Origin of the sequence: Sphingomonas sp. 8AM (assembly GCF_902506455.1) — a bacterium.
Lineage (GTDB): Bacteria > Pseudomonadota > Alphaproteobacteria > Sphingomonadales > Sphingomonadaceae > Sphingomonas.
Window position 1 is genome coordinate 1,722,644 of record NZ_LR733844.1, and the last position, 20,587, is coordinate 1,743,230.

Below are 20,587 nucleotides of genomic sequence, written 5' to 3' on the forward strand. Positions count from 1 at the left end.
ATCGCTCAACTGGCGGAGACGAAGCTATCCATCACCCGCTTTCGCCCGGCCTGTTCGAAGTCGATTTCCAGCTTGTTCCCCTCGATCTCGGCGATCGCGCCGTAACCGAATTTCTGGTGGAACACGCGCTGCCCGACGATCAGGTCATCGCGTCCCTTGTTGCCGAGGCTTACCGCCGACGCGCGACTCTCGACGACTCGCACCGGCTCACGCGTGAAGGTGCGGCTCGACCATTCGCCGCCCGGCTTCGCACCAAGCGTCCCGGCCGCGCGCTGCCAGCCGGGCCCGCGTCCGGTGCCACGCGCCACATCGGCAAACGGGTCCGCCCGCTCTGACCAGTTGGCGCGCCACAGGCTTTCGCCCCCCGACATGCTCGTCTCGCTCTCGATATGCTGCGGCGGCAGTTCGCCCACGAAGCGCGAGGGAATCGAACTGGTCCACTGCCCATAGATGCGGCGGTTCGCCGCATGAAGGATCGTTGCCAGCCGCCGTGCACGGGTGATCGCGACATAGGCCAGCCGTCGCTCTTCCTCCAGCGAGCGTGTCCCGCCCTCGTCGAGCGAACGCTGGGAAGGAAAAAGCCCCTCCTCCCAGCCGGCAAGAAAAACCGTGTCGAATTCCAACCCCTTGGCAGCGTGGATCGTCATGATCGTCACCTTGGGATCCTCGCGCGTCGCTTCATTGTCCATGACGAGGCTGACGTGTTCGAGGAATGCGCCGAGGCTTTCATATTCTTCCATCGCGCGCACCAGCTCGGTGAGGTTCTCCAGCCGTCCCGCCGCCTCGGTCGACTTCTCCGCCTGATACATTGCGGTATAGCCGCTTTCGTCGAGGATTTGCCGCGCCAGTTCGGGATGCGGGAGGTCGCGTGCCATATCGCGCCACCGCGCGACATCGCCGACGAACCGTCCGAGCGCCTTGCGCGCCTGCGGGGTCAATTCGTCGGTATCGAGAATGCGCGCGGCTGCGATTGACAGCGGCAGCCCATCGGCCCGCGCGAGCTGGTGCAGCTTGGCGATCGCCTTGTCGCCAAGACCGCGTTTGGGCGTGTTGACGATCCGCTCGAACGCCAGGTCGTCGGCCGGCTGGTTGACGACACGCAAATACGCCAGCGCGTCCCGGATCTCCGCGCGCTCGTAGAAGCGGAATCCTCCGACGATCCGATACGGCAGCCCGATCGCGATGAAACGATCCTCGAACTCGCGGGTCTGATGCTGCGCACGGACCAGGATCGCGACATCGTCGAGACTCTTTCCGCCGCGCTGCACCGTCTCGATCTCGTCACCGACGCGCCGCGCCTCCTCCGGACCGTCCCATACGCCGAGCACGCGTACCTTCTCGCCGGCATCCAGCTCGGTCCACAATTCCTTGCCGAGACGCCCGCCATTGTTCGCGATCACGCCCGAGGCAGCGCCGAGGATGTGCGGGGTCGAGCGATAGTTCTGCTCGAGGCGGATCACCTTGGCACCGGGAAAGTCCTTCTCGAACTTCAGAATGTTTTCTACCTGTGCCCCACGCCACGAATAGATCGACTGATCATCGTCGCCGACGCAGCAGATGTTACGCCGCTCCTGTGCCAGCAGCCGCAGCCACAGATACTGAACCGAATTGGTGTCCTGGTATTCGTCGACCATGATGTAGCGAAAGCGTTGCTGGTACTGATCGAGCACGCTGCGCTCGCGCTTCAGGATCGTCAGGACATGCAATAGCAGGTCGCCGAAGTCGCACGCGTTCACCGCCTTCAACCGCTCTTGATACTGCTGATACAATTCGCCACCGCGGCCGTTGGCGTAGCGCTCGCTCTCAGCGGCGTCGACGTCGGCGGGAACTAGGCCCTTGTTTTTCCACTCGTCAATCAGCCCCGCAAGCGACCGCGCCGGGAAGCGCTTCTCGTCGATGTCCGCGGCGAGAACGAGTTGTTTGAGCAACCGCAGCTGATCGTCAGTGTCGAGGATCGTGAAATTGCTCTGCAGCCCCACCAATTCGGCATGGCGGCGCAGCATCTTCGCGCCGATCGCATGGAAGGTGCCAAGCCACGGCATCCCCTCCACGGCATCGCCGACCAGCCGACCGACGCGGTCGCGCATCTCGCGCGCAGCCTTGTTCGTGAAGGTCACCGACAGGATTTCGGACGGATAGGCGCGGCGGGTCCAGAGCAGGTGCGCCAGCCGCGCGGTCAGTGCCGCGGTCTTCCCCGTTCCTGCCCCGGCCAGCACCAGCACGGGTCCGTCGGTGGTCAGCACGGCGTCGCGTTGCGGCGGATTGAGGCCGGCCAGATAGGGCGGGTCCTGCGTAGCGGCGGTAAGATCGGTCACCCCGAACAGGTAGGGAACGAGCGCGCCGCGAGCAAGCGAAACGGCGTTACATTTCAGCGCGCATGCATCGCCGACCGGTAGGCCGGGTAGGCCGCCTTGTCGGCCCACCGGTTCTTTCGCTCGATCGTTGCAACATATAGAACATTACGACAACGGCAGCGGGAGTGCGCCATGACGGTGAGCGGGCAATGTCATTGCAGTGCAGTCCGGTACACCGCGGATGGTTCGACCGAGCACCACGCGTCGTGCCATTGTACCGATTGCCGGCGCTGGTCCGGCGCCCCGCTCGTCGGCTGGATGGCGTTCCGCGCCGATCAGGTGACGATGACCGACACAGTGCAGACTTATGCTTCTTCCGAACATGGCGGGCGCGAATTCTGCCCGCGGTGCGGAACGCCGTTTTGCCGGGATTGGTCGACAGCCAGACCAGTACGCTCGACGCGCCGGAAGAACATGCGCCCGACGGGCAGATCATGTGCAAGCAGCGGTTGGCGTGACTCGACGACGTCGCATTGCTGCCCGTGGTCGCCACCCACCTGGGCGGGGGATGATCCACTTTAATAGCCCCGGGAGGTGACGATCGATCGTCGGTCATCAAACTGTCACGCTACGCGCCGACAGCGCGACTCATCATGGCATCCAATGTCCTTGAGGCGTCACCTTCGCCCTCGCCCGCGACGACCCGCTCGTTCGACGGTGCGGCTCATCCCGTCGCCCGGCTAGCGTTCCTGGCTGTGGTTCTGCTGGGCTTCGGCTATGCCGGGATCAGCATCCTGATCGACACCCAGCAGGTCGGCGAGCAGCTTGCATTGGGCGCATTCGCGTTCCTCGGACTCGCGCTGCTGATCGCGCTCGGGTTCGAATTCGTCAACGGCTTTCACGATACCGCCAATGCGGTCGCGACCGTCATCTACACCAACGCCCTGCCCGCGCAGGTAGCCGTGATCTGGTCGGGGTTCTTCAACTTTCTGGGCGTGATGCTGTCCTCCGGCGCCGTCGCCTACTCGATCATCACCTTGCTGCCAGTCGATCTGATCCTGAACGTCGGATCGGGAGCAGGCTTCGCGATGATCTTCGCGCTGCTTTTCGCCGCGGTGCTGTGGAACCTCGCGACCTGGTATGTCGGCCTGCCCAACAGCTCCAGCCACACGCTGATCGGGTCGGTGCTCGGCGTCGGTCTGGCCAACCAGTTGCTCACCAGCGAGGGTGGCGGCACATCGGGGGTCGATTGGGCGCAGGCGACGAAGGTCATGACCGGACTGTGGATGGCGCCGCTGATCGGGTTCGCTGCCGCCGCCTTGCTGCTGCTGGTCATCCGTCGACTTTCGCAGAACCCTGAGCTGATGACGCCGCCAGAGGGCGACACGCCGCCGCCGCGCGGCATTCGCGCGTTACTTATCTTCACCTGTACGGCAGTGTCGTTCAGTCACGGGTCGAACGACGGGCAGAAGGGCATGGGACTGATCATGCTGATCCTGATCGGCTGCGCCCCGACCGCTTACGCCCTCAATCGTACGCTGCCCGCCAGCGAGACCCCCGCCTTCGTGAGCAGCGCTGCCGACGCTCGCGCGACGCTGAGCCGACACGGTGCCACGATGGTCGATGCGGCGCGCGCACGCGCGGTCCTGCGCGGAGCGCTGAAGAAGCGTGAGGTGCTCAACGGGCAGACTTATGGTGCGGTGATCGCCGTCTCCGACGATCTGGCGCACCGCGTCGCCAGTTATGGCTCGCTCGGGCAAGTGCCCGCCAGCGCCGCCCCCAACATCCGCAACGATATGTATCTCGTCATGGACACGACGCGGATGATCGCTGCAGCGGAGAAGAACGGGTTGACGGAGGGCGAGAAGGCGGTGCTCGTCGACTATCGTACCCGTCTGGAGCGCGGTACGCGCTACATCCCGCTGTGGGTGAAAATCGCGGTGGCGCTGGCGCTCGGGCTCGGCACGATGGTCGGCTGGAAGCGGATCGTCGTGACGGTCGGCGAGCGCATCGGCAAGCAGCACATGACCTACGGCATGGGGGCGTCGGCCGAGCTTGTTGCGGCCGGGACGATCCTTGCGGCGGATCGGTTCGGCCTGCCGGTCTCGACGACCCATATCCTGTCGTCCGGGGTCGCCGGCGCCTCGGTGGCGAGCGGGCATGGTCTGCAACGCCGCACCCTCGTCCAGCTCGCCGCCGCCTGGCTGATGACCTTGCCGGTGGCGATGCTGCTCTCCGGCGGGCTTTACTGGCTGCTGCTGACGGTTGTCAGGACCGCTGGCCTCTGAACAGCGCCGGTCCCGATCGCGAAGCCCCCGATCGCGAGGATCAGAGTTCGACCGACAGCAATGTCACCCCGGCGTAGCGCTCTTCGCCGGGTACAAACAACTCGCTGGGCTTGAACCGCCGCGGCGTGATGCGCAGTGCCGACAAACCGGCGAGCTTGAAGGCGCCAATCTTCGGCTCCTTCGGCGGCTGACCGTCACGCTCCAGCGTCAGGGCATCGAGATAGATCTCGCCATGTTTGGTGTAGAGGATGTGCGGTGCCAGTGTCACGCTGCCGCGATTGTACATCGCAGCGATCGCCTGCATTTTGACGATCGCCTCGAAGACGACGGGAACGGTATCGGGCACCGCCGGCGCGGGCCGGCTGTCGGGTTCGGCACTCATTGCGGGCCCCATAGCCGATCTCGCCGCAGCGCAGCAAGATCAGCCTGAGGAAACGCTGCGTTCCGCGTCGGGACGCTCAGCGCGGCCCGATCAGCTTTTGCGCAAAATAGGTCATCTGCAGTGCCTGCAGCCGCGCGCCCTGTTCGATATCCGCATCCCCCGAGTGACCGCCGGCCGTATCCTCGTAGAAGAGATAAGGCAGGCCATATTCCTTGAGCCGCGCGGCGAACTTGCGGGCGTGCTGCGGCCCCACACGATCGTCCTTCGTCGTCGTCCAGATATAAGGTTCGGGATAGGCCACCCCGCGGCGGATGTTGTGGTACGGCGAAATGCGCCGCAGGAACGCCCGCTCCTCCGGCACCGTCACCGACCCGTATTCGTCGACCCACGACGCGCCGGCAGCGATCTGTTCGTAGCGGAGCATGTCGAGCAACGGCACCTGGATCGTCACCGCCCTCCACAGCTCGGGATGCTGGTTGAACTCAACTCCCATCAACAGGCCGCCGTTCGATCCACCGTAGATCCCGAGTTTCGCCGCACTGGTGAAGCGCCGCGCGATCAGGTCCTTGGCGACCGCCGCAAAGTCGTCGTAGATCACCTGCCGCTTGGTCTTGCGCCCGGCATCGTGCCACGCCGGGCCGAACTCACCCCCGCCACGAATATTGGCGAGGACATAGGACCCGCCCTGCTCCAGCCACAGCTTCCCGGTGATCGCGGAATAGCTTGGCAGCATCGGCAGTTCGAAGCCACCATAGGCGGTCATGATCGTCGGGGTGCTACCGTCGCGGGAAATGCCCTGCTTGTGGACGATGAAATAGGGCACCTTGGTGCCATCGGTCGAGGTCGCCTGATGCTGTTCGACGACCAGCCCCGTGGCGTCGAATTTGGCCGGCAATGTCTTCACCGCCGGCCCTGCGGTCGCCGTCGCCGCATCGAGCGGCAGCAGGGTCGTCGGCGTCAGGAAGCCGGTGACTGTGACATAGGCATGATCGCTTTTGTCGTCGGCGCTCGCCACCCCCAGCGCGGCGTTGTCAGGCAACACGATCGCTCGCGTTGTCCAGCCATCCTCACCCGGCGTGTAGACCGCTGCCCGCCCGCGGACATTGTCGTTATAGATCAGTACCAGCCGATCCCGGGTCGTCACCACCTCGTCGACCGACTGGCGCGGATCGGGCGCAAACACGATCGTTGGATTTAGCGTGCCCTTCTCGACATCGGCGAGCGGCACGGAGGCGATCGCCCCCGCTGGCACCTTGCCCCATGCGTCGCTAGTGCGGAACAGCACCTGCCCGTGGACCATGCCCTCCGGGAAGGTTCGCGCCGGCACGTCGAGCCTGCGCGTCCCCGCCGGCGTCCAGACATGGGTCTCACCGCCGAAGAAGGTCGTACGCCGCGTGATCGCGACCAGCCGATGACCCTGACCATCAGTGATCACACTGGCATAGGTGCCGAGCTGGTCGCTCGGCTGGCCGCGGAAGACCTCGGTCGCCGCGCTCAATGGTTGGCGACGCCTCACCATCTTGACCACGAATGGATAGCTCGACGCGGTCATCGTGCCTGCGCCCCAGTCGCGACTGACCAGCAGCGTGTCTTTGTCGAGCCAGCTGGCACCCTGTTTGGACTTGCTCAAGGAAAAGCCGCCCGCGACGAACTGGCCGTTCGCAAGATCAAATTCGCGATAGCTGATCGCGTCCTCGCCACCCTCGGACAGCGCGACCAAGCACAACCGTTCCTCGGGCTGAAGACAGGTCGCACCCTTCCAGACCCATTTCTTGCCCTCCGCCTTGGAGAGCGCGTCCAGATCGAGAACCGTCGTCCACCTCGGCTGGGGCTGGGCGTAATCGGCCGCGTTGGTCCATCGCCAGATGCCCTGCGGATGATCGGCATCGCGCCAGAAATTGTAGATACGGCCATATAGCTGCGTCGGCATCGGAATGCGGTCCTTCGCCGCAGCTATCGCCACCGCTTCGGCATGGAATCGTGCGTAGCGGGGATCGCTCTGCAGGCGCGGCAACGTACGGGCATTCTCGGCCGCGACCCATGCCTGCGCACGCGCACCGTCCTTGTCTTCCAGCCAGACATAGGGATCGGCACCCACCCCGCGCTGCGCCCATGCCGCGCCAGCGGCCAGCGTCAACGCCGCACCTGCCAGCCACCAACCGATCCGCTTACGCGCCATGCCGCTCACTCCGTTCGTTATGATAGTCTTGTGCGTTACCATCGCGGCGGGAACAACCCCGCCCCCGACGCGTCGTCGGCCGCACCATGACCGAAATGCGACCGGCCGCCGACGGCCTTCCCCTGCCGCGACGGTATGCGGCGATCGGCGCGCTGTCGTTCGGCACGGCGCTCGTCATCATCGATGGCGGCGTCGCCAACGTCGCGCTGCCGACGATCGCGCGCGATCTGCATGTCGGGTCGTCGTCCGTAGTCGCGATCGTCACAATCTATCAGCTGATGCTCGTCATGCTGATGCTGCCGTTTGCCGGACTGGGCGAGCGGATCGGGCTGAAGCGGATGTACCAGCTCGGGCAGCTGGTCTTCATGGTCGCGACCCTGCTGTGCTTTTTCGCCAGAAGCCTTCCCTTTCTGCTCCTGGTGCGGGCAGTGCAGGCGGTCGGTGCGGCCGGTGCGCTGGCGGTGGCGTCGGCGCTGATCCGGCAAACCTATCCGACGGCGCAGCTCGGCCGCAGCTTGGGGATCAACTCGGTGGTGGTCGCCTCCTCGGCGGCCGCGGCGCCCACCGTCGGCGGGCTGGTGCTGTCGGTCGCGCCGTGGCCATGGGTGTTCGCCAGCGCGATCCCTTTCGCCATCGCGTCGCTGCTGCTCGGCCGCGCGCTGCCCGACCCGGCGCCGCGCGATCGTCCATTCGACGTAACCGGCGCGGTGATGTGCGCGGCGATGTTCGGGCTTATCATCGGCGGCGCCGAAAGCGCGGTGCATGGCGACAGCCCGGTCATCTCGCTTGCGATCGTTGCGCTAGGCGTGGCGATCGGGCGATTTTACATCCGCCGCGAACGGGGCGCGGCGCAGCCGATCCTGCCGGTCGATCTCTTGTCGCGCCCCGTGATCGCGCTGTCGACGATCGGCGGGTTCACCGCGTTTACTGCGTCGATGACACTGCTGCTGTCGACGCCATTCCGGCTGACGCACAGCTACGGCATGACCGCTGCGGCAGTGGGCGCCGTGATCGCACCCTGGCCGCTGACGAACATGATCGTCGCGCCCTTAATGGGCTGGCTGTCGGATCGCGTGCCCGCGGGTCTGCTCGGCGGGATCGGCATGGCGATCTCGACGACGGCGCTGCTGCTGCTCTCCTTCATGCCCGCCGATCCAACCTGGTTCGATATCGCGTGGCGCATGTCGCTGTGCGGCGCGGGGTTCGGAACCTTTCTTCCCCCAAACGCGCGGCTTATCATCGGCTCGGCACCGCGCGACCGGGCGGCGGCGGCGGGCGGCCTCGTCAGCACCGTCCGGCTCGTCGGGCAGACCACGGGCGCAACCGTCGTCGCCGCGCTACTCGCGCTGGAAGTGGGCGCCGGGCCGGTGCCGCCGATGGTTGCCGCAGCGCTGGCGGTCGTCGCGGGGGTGTGCAGCCTCGCCCGGCTGCGTCCATCGATCCGCGACCCCGAGCGCGGTGAGGTCGAGGAGGTTCAGCCGGCCGCTGCGCTCCGGTGAACCGTCAGCCGCGCGCAGCGGTCCACGCCAGCCACAGCCAGCCCGCGATCAGCAAGGCGCCGCCGATCGGCGTCACCGCCCCCAGCCAACGCGGCAGGCCGAGCGCCATCAGGTACAATGTACCGGCAAATACCGCCCCCCCGGCGATGAACAGCCATGCTGGTCCCTGCGCTTCCATGCGCACCGCAAGCATCGCTGCCAGCGCATGGACGAGCTGGTAATGCGCACCGGTCTTCAGCCACTCGATCGCTGCGCCCGAAGCGCCATGCGCCCCGAACGCCCCCGCGCCGACCGCGATTGCGCCTGACAGCGCCGCCAGCATGACGATCAGGTTCATGACCGCTCTCCCCCGCCCCATGGATGCTGCTCGGCGATCATCGCGCGCGCGGTGCGCTGGTCGACCGCCTCGATCTGGATACGCAGCCGTTCCTTGTCACTGGCGCGATACATCTGCTCGGCCCGGTCCACCTCGCCCGGTGCGATGCCGAGGTGGCCCATCGCGAGCCGCGCCATCTTCACCGCAGACTCGAGCACTTCGCGAACCACCGCCCGCGCCGGGCCGTTCTTTAGTTTGACCAGCGCGCGGCGATCGTAGGCACGGACATAAAGCGCGGCGTTCGGGAATGCCTCGTGTACCGCTTCCAGTTGTTCGAGCGACAATTGGTCACCGTCCATGCAGAACAGGATCAGCTCGGCCTCGGCCGCGCCCGCCTGCCGCAACAGATCGAGCCGCGTGCCGTCGCCATAATAGACTTTGGAGCCGAGTTCACCCGCGATGTCGATCATCTCGATGTCGGTGTCGATCAGCGTGACGGGAATGTCCTGCGCCATCAGCATCTGGCCGACCGTCTGACCGAAGCGACCGTAGCCGACAATGATTGCGTTCGCGCCGTCCGCGCGCGGCCCGTCCCGATCAGTCTCCGCCGCGATCGGCTGCTCGCGGAAGCGGCGCGTGAACATCATCAGGAACGGCGTCGTCGCCATCGACAGCGTGATGATCGCACCGAACAGGCTGGCGGCATCGGGAGCGATCAACAGCGCCTGTTGCGCCTGCGCAAGCAGCACGAACCCGAACTCGCCGCCCTGGCTGAGCAGCAGGCCGAGCGCCAGCGCCTGGCGCCAGCCCATGCGGAACGCCAGCCCGAGCACGGTAATGATCGCTGCCTTGCTCGCGATCAGCGCCGCGGCCGTCGCGATCACGAACAGCGGCCGCTCGGCGATCGCGCCAAGGTTGAGCATCATGCCGACCGCGAGGAAGAACAGTCCGAGCAGGATAGCGCGGAACGGCTCGACGTCCGTTTCCAGCTCGTGCCGGTAGGGGCTGTCCGCGAGCATCACCCCTGCCACGAACGCGCCGAGCGCGGTCGACAGACCGAGCCGCTCCATGACCGCCGCGGCGGCGATCACGGTGAACAGCGCGGCAAACACGAACATCTCGCGTTCGCCGAGGTGACCGATCAGCCGGAACAGCGGCCGCATGACGAAGCGCCCCGCGGCGACGAGCCCGCCGATCGCCAGCACCGTATAGACGCCGAGCAGCCAGCCTTCCGGTCCGGTCGCGCCGGCCGGGTTGCGGCTCATCGCGGCGATGATCGTGATCATCGGGATGATCGACAGATCCTGGAACAACAGGATCGAGAAGGCACGCTCGCCGAACGGGGTACGGAGCCGCCCCGAGGATTGCAGCATCGGCAGCACCTGCGCGGTCGACGACAGCGCAAGCGGCATCCCGACCGCGAGCGCAGCGGCGAGCGAGAATCGCGCCGCCAGCGCAAGGATTGCGGCCAGCGCGATACCACATGCGACAACCTGGATGAGCCCGAGCCCGAAGATATCCTGTTTCAGCCGCCACAGCCGCTGTGGGCTCAGCTCGAGCCCGACGATGAACAGCAGCAGGGTGATGCCCAGTTCGGCAAATCCCAGCTTCGCCTCGGCATCGCCGACCAGCCCGAGCAGGTGCGGACCTACCACCGCGCCGGCGACGAGGAAGCCCAGCGTCGCACCAAGGCCGAGGCGCCGGAACAGCAGCACGAACACCAGTCCGGTGCCGAGCAGGATCGTTCCGTCGCGAATCATCGAGACGTCGGCGTGCTCCATCAGCTGCTCCTCGCGGCGCGTGCCTGTTCGGCGGCCTCCGCAGCCGCCTCGAAGGCGAGGCGAATCGACGGGTGGCGGGCGGTGAGTTTCAGGCCCGGGGTGAAGATGTCGATTCCGGGCCAGACCGGCACGTCGCCGGTACCCGCCAGCCAGTGCGCGAGGGCGTCGCGGGCCGCCGCCAGTTCCTCGGGCGAGCGGCCGAGCGCGTGACGCGCCAGCAGCGTTGAGGACGCCTGACCGAGCAGACAGGCGCGCACCTGCGTGCCGAGCGCGTCGACCCGCCCGTCCTCGCCCAGCCGGACGTCGATCGTCACGCGGCTGCCGCAGATCGGCGAGCGGCGTTCGGCCGAGCCATGCGGGTCGACGAGACGCTCCGGATACGGATTGCCGATCGCCAGCGCACTGACATCAGGGGTGTAAAGATCGAGGCTCATGAACGTCCGTCACTGGAGCGGGAAGAGGTGCGCGGGCCGAACACCGGCTGCCCCTTGCGCCGGCGATCAACGAAGTCGGCGATCGCGCCGCTGGTCGCCACCAGCAGTGGGAAGGTGCGGGCGTTCTTCAGCCAGGCCGGGCGCCGCGTCGGCCCGCCGCCGGTCAGGTCGAGCATGAGGACGAGGAAGAGGAACGCCAGGCTGGCGAGAATCAGTCCCTTCAGTGCGCCGAAGCCGAAGCCGAGCGCGCGGTCGATCGGCCCCAGCACCGACGTGCGGGTCCTTGCCGAAATCGCGCTGATGATCAATCGGCTGACCAGATAGGTGCCGCCGGTCAGGACCACGAACGCCAGCACCGCTGCGCCCGAGACGCTCGCGATCGACCCGGCAAGTGCCTTCGACAGCGGCAGATGGAAGATCTTGAGCGCAAAGATCATCGCCACCCACGCAAACAGCGCCAGCACCTCGCCGACGAACCCGCGCCGCGCCCCGCCGAACGCGGTCAGCGCGACGAGCACGAGGACGGCGATGTCGAGCGGTTCGAGGTTCATGCCCCCTCCTTATGGCGCGATCCCGCAATCGGCTAGGGCCCGATGTTGGCGAAGGTTACGCAAAACGGCGGTCGCGGCGCCGGCCGCGCGAACGCACTGGCTCCGTCGGTCTGCCAGCCTGCCCGATGTTGGACGCTGTAGGACAGCCCGGCTCAGCCGCGTCCGAGCAAATGATCGACGAACTGTCCCAGCGTCCGGAAGGCCGATTGCCGCATCGCCCCGCGCTCGACCGCCGCCGGCAGCAACGCGCGCTCGAAGCCGAGCTTGGCAGCTTCCTTCAGCCGCAACGGGGCATGCGCGACCGGGCGCAATTCCCCCGACAGCGCGATCTCGCCGAACGCGACCGCGTCGGCGGGCACCGGGCGCTCGCTGAGCCCCGAAACCAGCGCCGCGGCAACTGCGAGGTCGGCGGCCGGATCCTGAATGCGATAGCCGCCCGCGACATTCAGATAGACCTCGCAGGTCGAGAAGCTGAGCCCGCAGCGCGCCTCCAGCACCGCGAGGATCATTGCCAGCCGCGCCGCATCCCAGCCGACCACCGAGCGGCGTGGGGTCGCCCCGCTCGCGACACGCACCACCAACGCCTGGATCTCGACCAGTACCGGGCGCGTGCCCTCCAGCGCCGGGAACACCGTCGCGCCGGTCACGCCCTCCTCACGCTGCGTCAGGAACAAGGCCGAAGGATTCGACACCTCGACCAGCCCGTCCCCCGCCATCGCAAACACGCCGATCTCGTCGGTACCGCCAAAGCGGTTCTTTAGGCTGCGCAAGATGCGATATTGATGGCTGCGCTCGCCCTCGAAGCTGAGCACGGTGTCCACCATATGTTCGAGCACGCGCGGGCCGGCGATCGATCCGTCCTTGGTGACATGCCCGACGAGCACGACCGCGGTGCCGCGCTCCTTGGCGAAGCGGATCAGCTCCTGTGCGGTCGCGCGCACCTGACTGACCGTGCCCGGCGCGCCCTCGATAAGGTCGGAGTGCATCGTCTGGATCGAGTCGATCACCACCAGGCGCGGCGGCGTGCCTTGACCCAAGGTCGTGAGGATATCGCGCGTGGATGTTGCCGCCGCGAGCCGCACAGGTGCGTCGCCGAGCCCCAGCCGTTGTGCACGCAGCCGCACCTGATCGGCCGCCTCCTCGCCGGAAACATAAGCGACATCATGACCAGCGCGTGCCAACGCCGCCGCGGCCTGCAACAGCAGGGTCGACTTGCCGATCCCCGGATCGCCGCCGATCAGCGTTGCCGAGCCCGCCACCAGCCCACCTCCCAGCGCGCGATCGAACTCGGCAATCCCGAAGGGCAGCCGATCAGGAAGGACGGATTCCGCATCGAGCGCGGTCATCGCGATCATCCTCCCGCCGCCCTGCAGATTGTGCTTCGCCTGAAATGGCGTGGCATTGAGCGGCGCTTCCTCGACCAGCGTGTTCCACTCCGAACAATCAGCACATTGTCCCTGCCAGCGATGACTGACCGAGCCGCACGACTGGCAGACAAATCTCTTCTGAACCTTCGCCATCGTTCGCCCCTAGCGCATCAGGAACGATCAGGGAACACGCTTGCGATGAACAAGACGTTCATCGCAGGGCAAGGCAGGTTGTTACACATTCGGAACCCTGCCCGGGAACGACCGTTTGGTCCCGACCAAGTTTCTTGCCAACGAGTAAAGGAGTTCCTCGTGAAGCATTTCGCCATCCTCGCTTTGGCTTCTGCCGCATTGATCCCGGGCGTTGCCCTGGCACAGGCGCAGACGCCGGCAGCGGGCCAGACCGCCCCGGCGGCGGGCGCAGCGGTGACCACCGGTGCGACCGTCTATGACACGTCGGGCGGGGTCGTCGGAACCGTCGAGTCCACCGACGGCACCAACGCGGTCGTCAACACCGGCACGGTCAAGGCAGCGATCCCGCTGACCTCGCTCGGCGCCGGCGCACAGGGACCGGTGCTGGCGATGACCAAGGCGCAGCTTGAAGCGGCCGCAGGTCAGCAGCAGGCGCAGGCCTCCGCCGAGTTCAAGTCAAAGCTGGTGCCCGGCGCGACCGTCTATGGCACTGGCGGTTCGCAGCTGGGCACGATCAAGTCGGTTGACGCCAGCGGCGTGACGCTGACCACCACCGAAGGTGACGCGGTGTTGCCGGTAACCGGCTTCGGGCCGGGGCCGCAGGGCATCCTGCTCGGCATGACCGCGGCGCAGCTCAAGGCCGCGATGTCGGCGGCGGCGCCGACAGCCGGTGCGAGCGCGACGGCGGGTGCCACCGCGGATGCGACGGCAGCGACGACCGATACTGCGGCAGCTCCGACGACCGAAACCGCAGCGCCGGCCAAGTCCAAGCGCAAGCCGCGCTGAGTGCTGGGCTAGGAGGTGGCGGGGCGTCGGCCCCGCCGCTTTCCCGGCGAGACGCCGTCCGTGCGGTCAGGCGCGGGCGGCGTTTTGTTTTTGTGTTTCGGAGGGGGAAAGAAGCGGGATCTTGAGTCGAGCGTGTGACGGGGGCTTGTGGGCCGAACGTCAATTCGCCCCACCGTCATTGCGAGCGCAGCGAAGCAATCCAGAGCCGGATCAGGACGCCCTGGATTGCTTCGCTACGCTCGCAATGACGGTGAAAGCGGGGCCCCGGATCAGGTCCGGGAGCGACGTAGCCGAAAGTGGGCGACGTCGCCTCAGGCGGCGACGGTGCGCGCTTCCAGCGCCGCGCGGATCGCCGCGATCGCGTCGGCGGCCTTGTCGCCGTCGGGCCCGCCGCCCTGCGCCATGTCAGGGCGGCCGCCACCGCCCTGCCCGCCGAGCACCGCCACCGCCTGACGCAGCAGCTCGACCGCGCTGATCTTACCCACGAGATCGCCGGTCACACCGACCGCAACCGACGCGCGACCGTCATTGACCGCGACCAGCGCGGCGACCCCGGAGCCGACGCGCGCCTTGGCTTCGTCGACCGCGCCGCGCAGCCCCTTGGCCTCGAAGCCGTCGAGCACCTGACCGACAAAGCCGACGCCGCCGACCGTCTCCGGGCCAGCAGCCGCACCGCCGCTGCCGCCGCCGAGTGCCAGTGCCTTCTTTGCCTCGGCCAGTTCACGCTCCAGCCGGCGGCGATCCTCGACCAGCGCCGCGACGCGCGCGGGCACTTCGTCGGGTGACGCCTTGAGCGTCGCCGCGGCCTCGCGCAGCTTCTCGTCGCGCGCGTTGAGCCATTGCCGCGCGGCCTCGCCGGTCAGCGCCTCGACGCGGCGGACCCCGGAGGACACCGCGCTTTCGCCGACGATCTTGAACACACCGATGTCGCCGAGCGCGCGGACGTGCGTGCCGCCGCACAGCTCGATCGAATAGGTTTTCCCGTCGTCCTCGGCGCCCATCGACACGACGCGCACCTCGTCGCCGTACTTCTCGCCGAACAGCGCCATCGCGCCTTCGGCAATCGCCTCGTCGGGGGTCATCAACCGCGTCTCGACGCTGCCGTTGCGGCGGATCTGCGCGTTGACAGCGCGCTCGGCCTCGGCGAGTTCCTCAGACGTCATCGCGCTGTTGTGCGACACGTCAAAGCGCAGCCGTTCGGGCGCGACCAGCGAGCCCTTTTGCGCGACATGCGTGCCGATCTTCTGGCGCAGCGCCTCGTGCAACAGGTGCGTGGCGGAGTGATTGGCGCGGATCGCCGCGCGGCGCGCGACGTCGATCGCCAGCTTGACGGTATCGCCGACTTTCAGCTCACCCGCGGCGATCGTCGCATGGTGGACGAACAATTTGCCGAGCTGCTTAGAGGTTTCGGCAACATCAGCGCGCACGCCATTGTCGCTGCTGATGAGCCCGGCATCGCCGACCTGCCCGCCGCTCTCGCCATAGAAAGGCGTCTGGTTGACGATCACGTCGACCGTATCGCCGATGCCGGCGTGATCGACGCGCGTGCCATCCTTGATCAGCGCAAGCACCACGCCTTCGCCGACGTCGCTGCTATAGCCGGTAAACTCCGTTGCGCCGACTTCCTCGACCAGATCGAACCACAGCTCGTCCGACGCTTTCGCGCCCGAGCCCTTCCATGCCGCGCGCGCGGCGCGCTTCTGCTCGGCCATCGCGGCGTCGAAGCCGGTACGATCGACCTTGAAGTCCTGCGCGCGCAGCGCGTCCTCGGTCAGGTCGTAGGGGAAGCCATAGGTGTCGTAGAGGCGGAAGGCGGTGTCGCCGGACAGCGTGTCGCCGGGCCTCATCCCCGTCGTCGCATCGTCGAGCAGCCGCAGGCCCTTGTCGAGCGTCTGGCGAAAGCGCGTTTCTTCCTGGCGCAGCGTCGCCTCGATCAATGGTTGCGCACGGATCAGTTCCGGATAGGCGACGCCCATCTCGGCGACGAGCGCCGGCACGAGGCGGTGCATCAACGGCTCCTTGGCGCCGAGCAGATGGGCGTGCCGCATCGCGCGGCGCATGATCCGGCGCAGGACATAGCCGCGGCCTTCGTTGGCGGGCAGCACGCCGTCGGCGACGAGGAAACCCGAACAGCGCAGGTGATCGGCGATCACGCGGTGGCTCGCCTGATTGTCGCCGGCGGTGTGCGTGTGGGTCAGCGCGCCGGAGGCGGCGATCAGTGCCTTGAACGTGTCGGTATCATAATTGTCGGTAACGCCCTGCAGCACCGCCGCCACGCGCTCCAGCCCCATGCCGGTGTCGATCGACGGGCGCGGCAGATCGCCGACGATCGCATCGGCCTCCTGCACATGCTGCATGAAGACGAGATTCCAGATCTCGACGAAGCGGTCGCCATCCTCGTCGGGGCTGCCCGGCGGGCCGCCGGCAATATGCTCGCCGTGGTCGTAGAAGATTTCCGAGCACGGCCCGCACGGCCCGTCCGACCCCATCGCCCAGAAATTGTCCTTGGTGGGGATGCGGATGATGCGGTGATCGGGGAGGCCGGCGATCTTCTTCCACAGATCGAACGCCTGATCGTCGGTGTGGAAGACGGTGGCGGTCAGCCTGTCGGCGGGCAGGCCCCATTCCTTGGTGAGGAGCGTCCAGGCGTGGGTAATCGCCTGTTCCTTGAAGTAGTCGCCGAAGCTGAAATTGCCCAGCATCTCGAAGAAGGTGTGGTGACGCGCGGTATAGCCGACATTGTCGAGATCGTTGTGCTTGCCGCCGGCGCGGACGCATTTCTGCGACGAGGTCGCTGTGCTGTACGGGCGCGTCTCCAGCCCGGTGAACACGTTCTTGAACGGCACCATGCCCGCGTTGACGAACATCAGCGTCGGATCATTCTGCGGCACCAGCGGCGCCGAGGGCACGATCTGGTGCCCGGCCGAGCCGAAATAGTCGAGGAACGAGCGGCGGATGTCGTTGGTAGCGGTCATGGCGCCCGACTTAATCCGCGAACGTCGCGCTGCCTAGAGCCCCGGTGTGCGCTTCTGTTCATCGCATGCGGCACAGCGCGCGATTGTCACTTTCACCTATGTATGCAAAGCCGCCGATGACGAATCGGGGGTTAAGCTGAATGAAACATTTACTGAAAATGGCCGCTTTGTGCGCCGCCTTCGGGGCGGGAGGCGCGTCGGCGGCGACGTTGATCCAGTACGACAGCGAGCAGGGGGCACTGCGCGGGTTCGACGGGTTCGACAGCCGGATGGGCACGCTCGACAAGGTGACGCTGACCGTCGACCTCGCCAAGACGCGCGGCTGGGTGGTGAGCGCGCCGGCGGGCGGTGCGACCACCGCCAGCCTGTCGTGGACGATCGCGGGCGACTGGCGGCTGGCGTCGACCAATGCCGCGCTGGGCAATCCGCTCGTCGCGCTGGCCGGGACGGGCAGCAGCCTTGTCGCGCTCGACCGCGGTGGCGATCAGGGGCGGTACGGGTTCTTCGAGGTCACCGCGTTCGGATCGAAGACCTTCACGTTCGACCCCAAGCAATTCCTCAATCGCCGGACGATCTTCAACGGCTATGATCTCGGGCAGAATGTCGGCTCGGGCGATACCGGCTTCTCCGGCGTTCCACTGGGCGGCACGGTCGACCAGCTGCAAGGCGCGTGCATCGTCGCCGGCGGCAACCCCATCAGCCCGGGCGAGGATTTCTGCGGCAACGCGAGTTATACGCTGACCTACGACTATACGCCCGCGGTGCCGGAACCGGGGACGTGGGCGCTGATGATCGCGGGTTTCGCGACCACCGGCGCGGCGCTGCGCCGTCGCCGCCGCCGGGCGACCGCGACCGCCTGACGGTCAGACCGGACGGTCGAGCGAGGCCGGCGGGGTGCTGAACCACGCCGGCCCGTCCGCCGTCATGTGGAAGCAATCCTCGAGCCGCACCCCGAACCTGCCGGGCAGGTAGAGGCCGGGTTCGTCCGAGAAGCACATGCCGGGCGCAAGCGTCGTCGTCTCGCCGTGGACGAGGTTGACCGGTTCGTGCCCGTCCATGCCGATCCCGTGCCCGGTACGGTGCGAAAGGCCCGGCAGCCGGTAGCCGGGACCGTAGCCGAGCCGCTCGTAGAAAGCGCGGACTGTATCGTCGATCGCGCCTGCCGCAACACCGACCTGCGCGGTGCGGAACGCCAGCGCCTGTGCGGCCCTGACCTGCTCCCATACCTTCCGCTGCCCGGCGGTTGCGCGCCCGTGCACCCAGGTGCGCGACACGTCGGACTGATAGCCCTGCACCGTGCAGCCGCAATCCATCAGCACCACCTGCGCATCCGCGACGCGGCCCACCTCGCGGCTGCCATGCGGCAACGCCGCGGCGGGGCCGATCAGCGCGAGCGCGAATTCGGGATCGCCGCCCAGCCGACTGGTCGCCGCGTTCATCAACGCGCCGATCTGCGCGCCGGTCATCCCGGCCTCGACACGCGGATAGGTCCAGCGATAGGCGGCAATCGTCACATCGGTAGCGAGTTGCATCAGCGCGATCTCGGCGGGCGTCTTGATCATCCGGCAACCGCGCACGACCGGATTGGCACTGACGAGCGTTGCGCCGGGTAAGGCGTGGGCCAGACCGTCAAAGGCGAAGAAGCGCGCGCTCTCCTCGACCCCGATCGCCCGCCCCGCGAGCTTCCGGTCGCGCAGGAAACCGGCGACAACCGTCAACGGGTCCTGATCCTCCTGCCACACGCGGACCTCCGCCGGGACGGCGAGCGTCTGGCGGACCGATGGCTCCTCGAAGAACGGGGTGACGATACACGGCTCGCCCTCCGCCGGGATGACGGCTGCGGTCAGCCGCTCGCTGCGGTGCCAGACGACGCCGGTAAAATAGATCAGGCTCGAGCCCGGTTCGATCAGCACCGCGCCGATGTTGGCGGCGCGCATCAGCGCCTGCGCACGCACGAGCCGGTTCTGGCGCTCGACCACACCGATCGGCTCGGCGGCTCCGGTCATGTCCACGAGGCCGGCGAGATCGGGTTCGGCGGCGCGGACGATCGAGGTCGCCAGAATGGCAGCGGCACCGCCGAGAACGGACCGGCGCGAGGGGCGGAAGCGGGCAGTGAACATGGTTGCGAACGATACGGTGCTTGACCGCGGCGCCGCAATCCCCTTCCCTGTCGCGCATCAAGTGGAGCAGTGAATGGCCAAGCGGCTGACCTTATATATTCTCGGCGGGCTGGTGCTCGGGTTGATCGTCGGACTGGTGCTCAATACCTTGCTCGACGACGGCAGCCCGGCGGCGCAGGCGCGACTGACCGAGATCGCCGGCTATTTCTCGATTTTGACCAGCATCTTCCTGCGCCTTATCAAGATGATCATCGCGCCCTTGGTTTTTGCTACCCTGGTTTCGGGAATAGCGCAGATGGGCGACACCGCTGCGCTGGGGCGGATCGGTGCGCGCAGCCTCGCGTGGTTCATCACCGCCAGCCTGTTGTCGCTGACGCTGGGGCTGGTGATGGTCAATCTGCTCCGGCCCGGCGTCGGCATCGGTCTGCCGCTGCCGCCCGCGGGCGAGGCGACCGGCCTCGCGACGGCGGCGTTCAATCTCAAGGACTTCTTCACCCATATCGTGCCAGCCTCGATGGTCGACGCGATGGCCAAGAACGAGATCCTGCAGATCGTCGTGATGTCGGTGTTCGTAGGGGTCGCGATCACCGCGGTCGGCGAGAAGGCCGCGCCGCTGGTCAAGGCGATCGACGCGCTGGTGCATGTCATGCTGCGGGTCACCGACTACGTCATGCGCGTCGCGCCGGTCGCGGTGTTCGCGGCGGTGGCGGGAACGCTGACCGAGCGCGGGCCGGCGGTGATCGGGCAGCTCGCGTATTTCATGGGCAGCTTCTACCTGACTTTGCTGGTGCTGTGGGCGGTGCTGCTCGGGATCGGCTTCCTGTTCATCGGTGCGCGGATCCGCGAGCTGATCCGCTACGTCCGCGCGCCGTTGCTGGTGGCGTTTTCGACCGCCTCGTCGGAAGCGGCGTACCCGCGGATGCTGGAGGCGCTCGACCGCTTCGGTGTGCCGCCGCGGATCGCCAGCTTCGTGCTGCCGCTCGGCTATTCCTTCAACCTCGACGGGTCGATGATCTACATGACGTTTGCGTCGATCTTCATCGCGCAGGCCTATGGCATTGACATGTCGCTGGGGCAGATGGTGACGATGCTGCTGGTGCTGATGGTCACATCGAAGGGGATCGCGGGCGTGCCGCGCGCCAGCTTGGTGGTGATCGCGGCGACCTTGCCGATGTTCAAGCTGCCAGAGGCGGGGCTGCTGCTGGTGCTGGCGATCGACCATTTCCTCGACATGGGCCGCACCGCGACCAACGTGATCGGCAATGCGGTGGCGAGCGCGGTGATCGCGAAATGGGAGGGCGGGCTTGACCCGCGCGAACCACCGGTGATCGTGGGGGCTTCTGCACCGTCCGGGGATGGGCCGGCGCGTGAGGTGGAGAGTTTTCGCGAGGTTTGAGGGTTTGGCAGCCTCCCTGCGCCCAAA

The 20,587-nt window shown here is 67.0% G+C and carries 15 protein-coding genes and 1 pseudogene; 6 read left to right on the forward strand and 10 right to left on the reverse strand.

The window, feature by feature from the left end; translation table 11 throughout:
- Positions 1–5: 5 nt before the first annotated feature.
- Positions 6–2,324, reverse strand: a complete 2,319-nt coding sequence (locus BACI71_RS08170) for an ATP-dependent helicase (protein WP_443018500.1) — start codon at positions 2,322–2,324, stop codon at positions 6–8.
- A gap of 162 nt (positions 2,325–2,486) precedes the next feature.
- On the opposite strand from BACI71_RS08170, the pseudogene BACI71_RS18255 reads away from it, so the two are divergent.
- Positions 2,487–2,684: pseudogene (locus BACI71_RS18255) on the forward strand (GFA family protein); the annotation flags it as partial.
- 263 nt (positions 2,685–2,947) lie between these two features.
- Positions 2,948–4,582 (forward strand): inorganic phosphate transporter, encoded by a 1,635-nt coding sequence (locus BACI71_RS08180; RefSeq protein WP_159757391.1) that lies wholly within the window; start codon positions 2,948–2,950, stop codon positions 4,580–4,582.
- A gap of 40 nt (positions 4,583–4,622) precedes the next feature.
- On the opposite strand, the gene BACI71_RS08185 is transcribed toward BACI71_RS08180, so the two are convergent.
- On the reverse strand, positions 4,623–4,964 hold the full coding sequence (locus tag BACI71_RS08185; RefSeq protein WP_159757394.1) for a hypothetical protein: 342 nt from the start codon (positions 4,962–4,964) through the stop codon (positions 4,623–4,625).
- A 76-nt stretch (positions 4,965–5,040) separates the two neighbouring features.
- A complete protein-coding gene (locus BACI71_RS08190; RefSeq protein WP_159757397.1) occupies positions 5,041–7,143 on the reverse strand; it encodes a prolyl oligopeptidase family serine peptidase in 2,103 nt (700 codons plus the stop codon).
- Positions 7,144–7,229: 86 nt separating this feature from the next.
- On the opposite strand from BACI71_RS08190, the gene BACI71_RS08195 reads away from it, so the two are divergent.
- Positions 7,230–8,642 carry an MFS transporter gene (locus BACI71_RS08195; RefSeq protein WP_159757400.1) on the forward strand — a complete coding sequence of 471 codons (1,413 nt, stop codon included), beginning with the start codon at positions 7,230–7,232 and terminating at the stop codon, positions 8,640–8,642.
- 4 nt (positions 8,643–8,646) lie between these two features.
- Here BACI71_RS08195 and BACI71_RS08200 read toward each other — a convergent pair whose 3' ends face one another.
- The 5 genes from BACI71_RS08200 to radA all read right to left on the reverse strand — a co-directional run bounded on the left by BACI71_RS08200 (position 8,647) and on the right by radA (position 13,244).
- Positions 8,647–8,979 carry a DUF423 domain-containing protein gene (locus tag BACI71_RS08200; RefSeq protein ID WP_159757403.1) on the reverse strand — a complete coding sequence of 111 codons (333 nt, stop codon included), beginning with the start codon at positions 8,977–8,979 and terminating at the stop codon, positions 8,647–8,649.
- Positions 8,976–10,739, reverse strand: a complete 1,764-nt coding sequence (locus BACI71_RS08205) for a cation:proton antiporter domain-containing protein (RefSeq protein WP_159757406.1) — start codon at positions 10,737–10,739, stop codon at positions 8,976–8,978. Before BACI71_RS08205 ends, BACI71_RS08200 begins: the two co-directional genes overlap by 4 nt.
- On the reverse strand, positions 10,739–11,173 hold the full coding sequence (locus BACI71_RS08210) for an iron-sulfur cluster assembly scaffold protein (protein ID WP_159757409.1): 435 nt from the start codon (positions 11,171–11,173) through the stop codon (positions 10,739–10,741). The genes BACI71_RS08205 and BACI71_RS08210 overlap by 1 nt, the downstream gene beginning before the upstream one ends.
- Positions 11,170–11,724 (reverse strand): CvpA family protein, encoded by a 555-nt coding sequence (locus tag BACI71_RS08215; protein ID WP_159757412.1) that lies wholly within the window; start codon positions 11,722–11,724, stop codon positions 11,170–11,172. The genes BACI71_RS08210 and BACI71_RS08215 overlap by 4 nt, the downstream gene beginning before the upstream one ends.
- Positions 11,725–11,876: 152 nt before the next feature.
- Complete coding sequence (gene radA, locus BACI71_RS08220) at positions 11,877–13,244, reverse strand: DNA repair protein RadA (RefSeq protein WP_159757415.1); 1,368 nt, start codon at positions 13,242–13,244, stop codon at positions 11,877–11,879.
- A 159-nt stretch (positions 13,245–13,403) separates the two neighbouring features.
- Between radA and BACI71_RS08225 the strand changes: the two genes are divergently transcribed.
- Positions 13,404–14,069 carry a hypothetical protein gene (locus BACI71_RS08225; RefSeq protein ID WP_201297333.1) on the forward strand — a complete coding sequence of 222 codons (666 nt, stop codon included), beginning with the start codon at positions 13,404–13,406 and terminating at the stop codon, positions 14,067–14,069.
- A 311-nt stretch (positions 14,070–14,380) separates the two neighbouring features.
- On the opposite strand, the gene alaS is transcribed toward BACI71_RS08225, so the two are convergent.
- Complete coding sequence (alaS, locus tag BACI71_RS08230; protein ID WP_159757418.1) at positions 14,381–17,044, reverse strand: alanine--tRNA ligase; 2,664 nt, start codon at positions 17,042–17,044, stop codon at positions 14,381–14,383.
- A gap of 158 nt (positions 17,045–17,202) precedes the next feature.
- Between alaS and BACI71_RS08235 the strand changes: the two genes are divergently transcribed.
- Entirely contained in the window at positions 17,203–17,904 is a 702-nt protein-coding gene (locus BACI71_RS08235; protein ID WP_236552901.1) for a choice-of-anchor E domain-containing protein, read from the forward strand.
- 3 nt (positions 17,905–17,907) lie between these two features.
- Here the strand turns inward: BACI71_RS08235 and BACI71_RS08240 are convergent, their stop codons facing one another.
- Positions 17,908–19,164 (reverse strand): M24 family metallopeptidase, encoded by a 1,257-nt coding sequence (locus BACI71_RS08240; protein ID WP_159757424.1) that lies wholly within the window; start codon positions 19,162–19,164, stop codon positions 17,908–17,910.
- A gap of 73 nt (positions 19,165–19,237) precedes the next feature.
- On the opposite strand from BACI71_RS08240, the gene BACI71_RS08245 reads away from it, so the two are divergent.
- Positions 19,238–20,560, forward strand: a complete 1,323-nt coding sequence (locus BACI71_RS08245) for a dicarboxylate/amino acid:cation symporter (protein WP_159757427.1) — start codon at positions 19,238–19,240, stop codon at positions 20,558–20,560.
- The last annotated feature ends 27 nt before the right edge of the window (positions 20,561–20,587 follow it).

Excerpts from the sequence above, each read along its gene's own strand:
- radA (WP_159757415.1), bottom strand. The coding sequence starts at position 13,244 with ATGGCGAAGGTTCAGAAGAGATTTGTCTGCCAGTCGTGCGGCTCGGTC.
- BACI71_RS08180 (WP_159757391.1), top strand. The coding sequence starts at position 2,948 with ATGGCATCCAATGTCCTTGAGGCGTCACCTTCGCCCTCGCCCGCGACG.
- BACI71_RS08205 (WP_159757406.1), bottom strand. The coding sequence starts at position 10,739 with ATGGAGCACGCCGACGTCTCGATGATTCGCGACGGAACGATCCTGCTC.
- BACI71_RS08245 (WP_159757427.1), top strand. The coding sequence starts at position 19,238 with ATGGCCAAGCGGCTGACCTTATATATTCTCGGCGGGCTGGTGCTCGGG.
- BACI71_RS08185 (WP_159757394.1), bottom strand. The coding sequence starts at position 4,964 with ATGAGTGCCGAACCCGACAGCCGGCCCGCGCCGGCGGTGCCCGATACC.
- BACI71_RS08240 (WP_159757424.1), bottom strand. The coding sequence starts at position 19,164 with ATGTTCACTGCCCGCTTCCGCCCCTCGCGCCGGTCCGTTCTCGGCGGT.
- BACI71_RS08190 (WP_159757397.1), bottom strand. The coding sequence starts at position 7,143 with ATGGCGCGTAAGCGGATCGGTTGGTGGCTGGCAGGTGCGGCGTTGACG.
- BACI71_RS08195 (WP_159757400.1), top strand. The coding sequence starts at position 7,230 with ATGACCGAAATGCGACCGGCCGCCGACGGCCTTCCCCTGCCGCGACGG.
- BACI71_RS08210 (WP_159757409.1), bottom strand. The coding sequence starts at position 11,173 with ATGAGCCTCGATCTTTACACCCCTGATGTCAGTGCGCTGGCGATCGGC.
- BACI71_RS08215 (WP_159757412.1), bottom strand. The coding sequence starts at position 11,724 with ATGAACCTCGAACCGCTCGACATCGCCGTCCTCGTGCTCGTCGCGCTG.
- BACI71_RS08200 (WP_159757403.1), bottom strand. The coding sequence starts at position 8,979 with ATGAACCTGATCGTCATGCTGGCGGCGCTGTCAGGCGCAATCGCGGTC.
- BACI71_RS08235 (WP_236552901.1), top strand. The coding sequence starts at position 17,203 with ATGGCCGCTTTGTGCGCCGCCTTCGGGGCGGGAGGCGCGTCGGCGGCG.
- alaS (WP_159757418.1), bottom strand. The coding sequence starts at position 17,044 with ATGACCGCTACCAACGACATCCGCCGCTCGTTCCTCGACTATTTCGGC.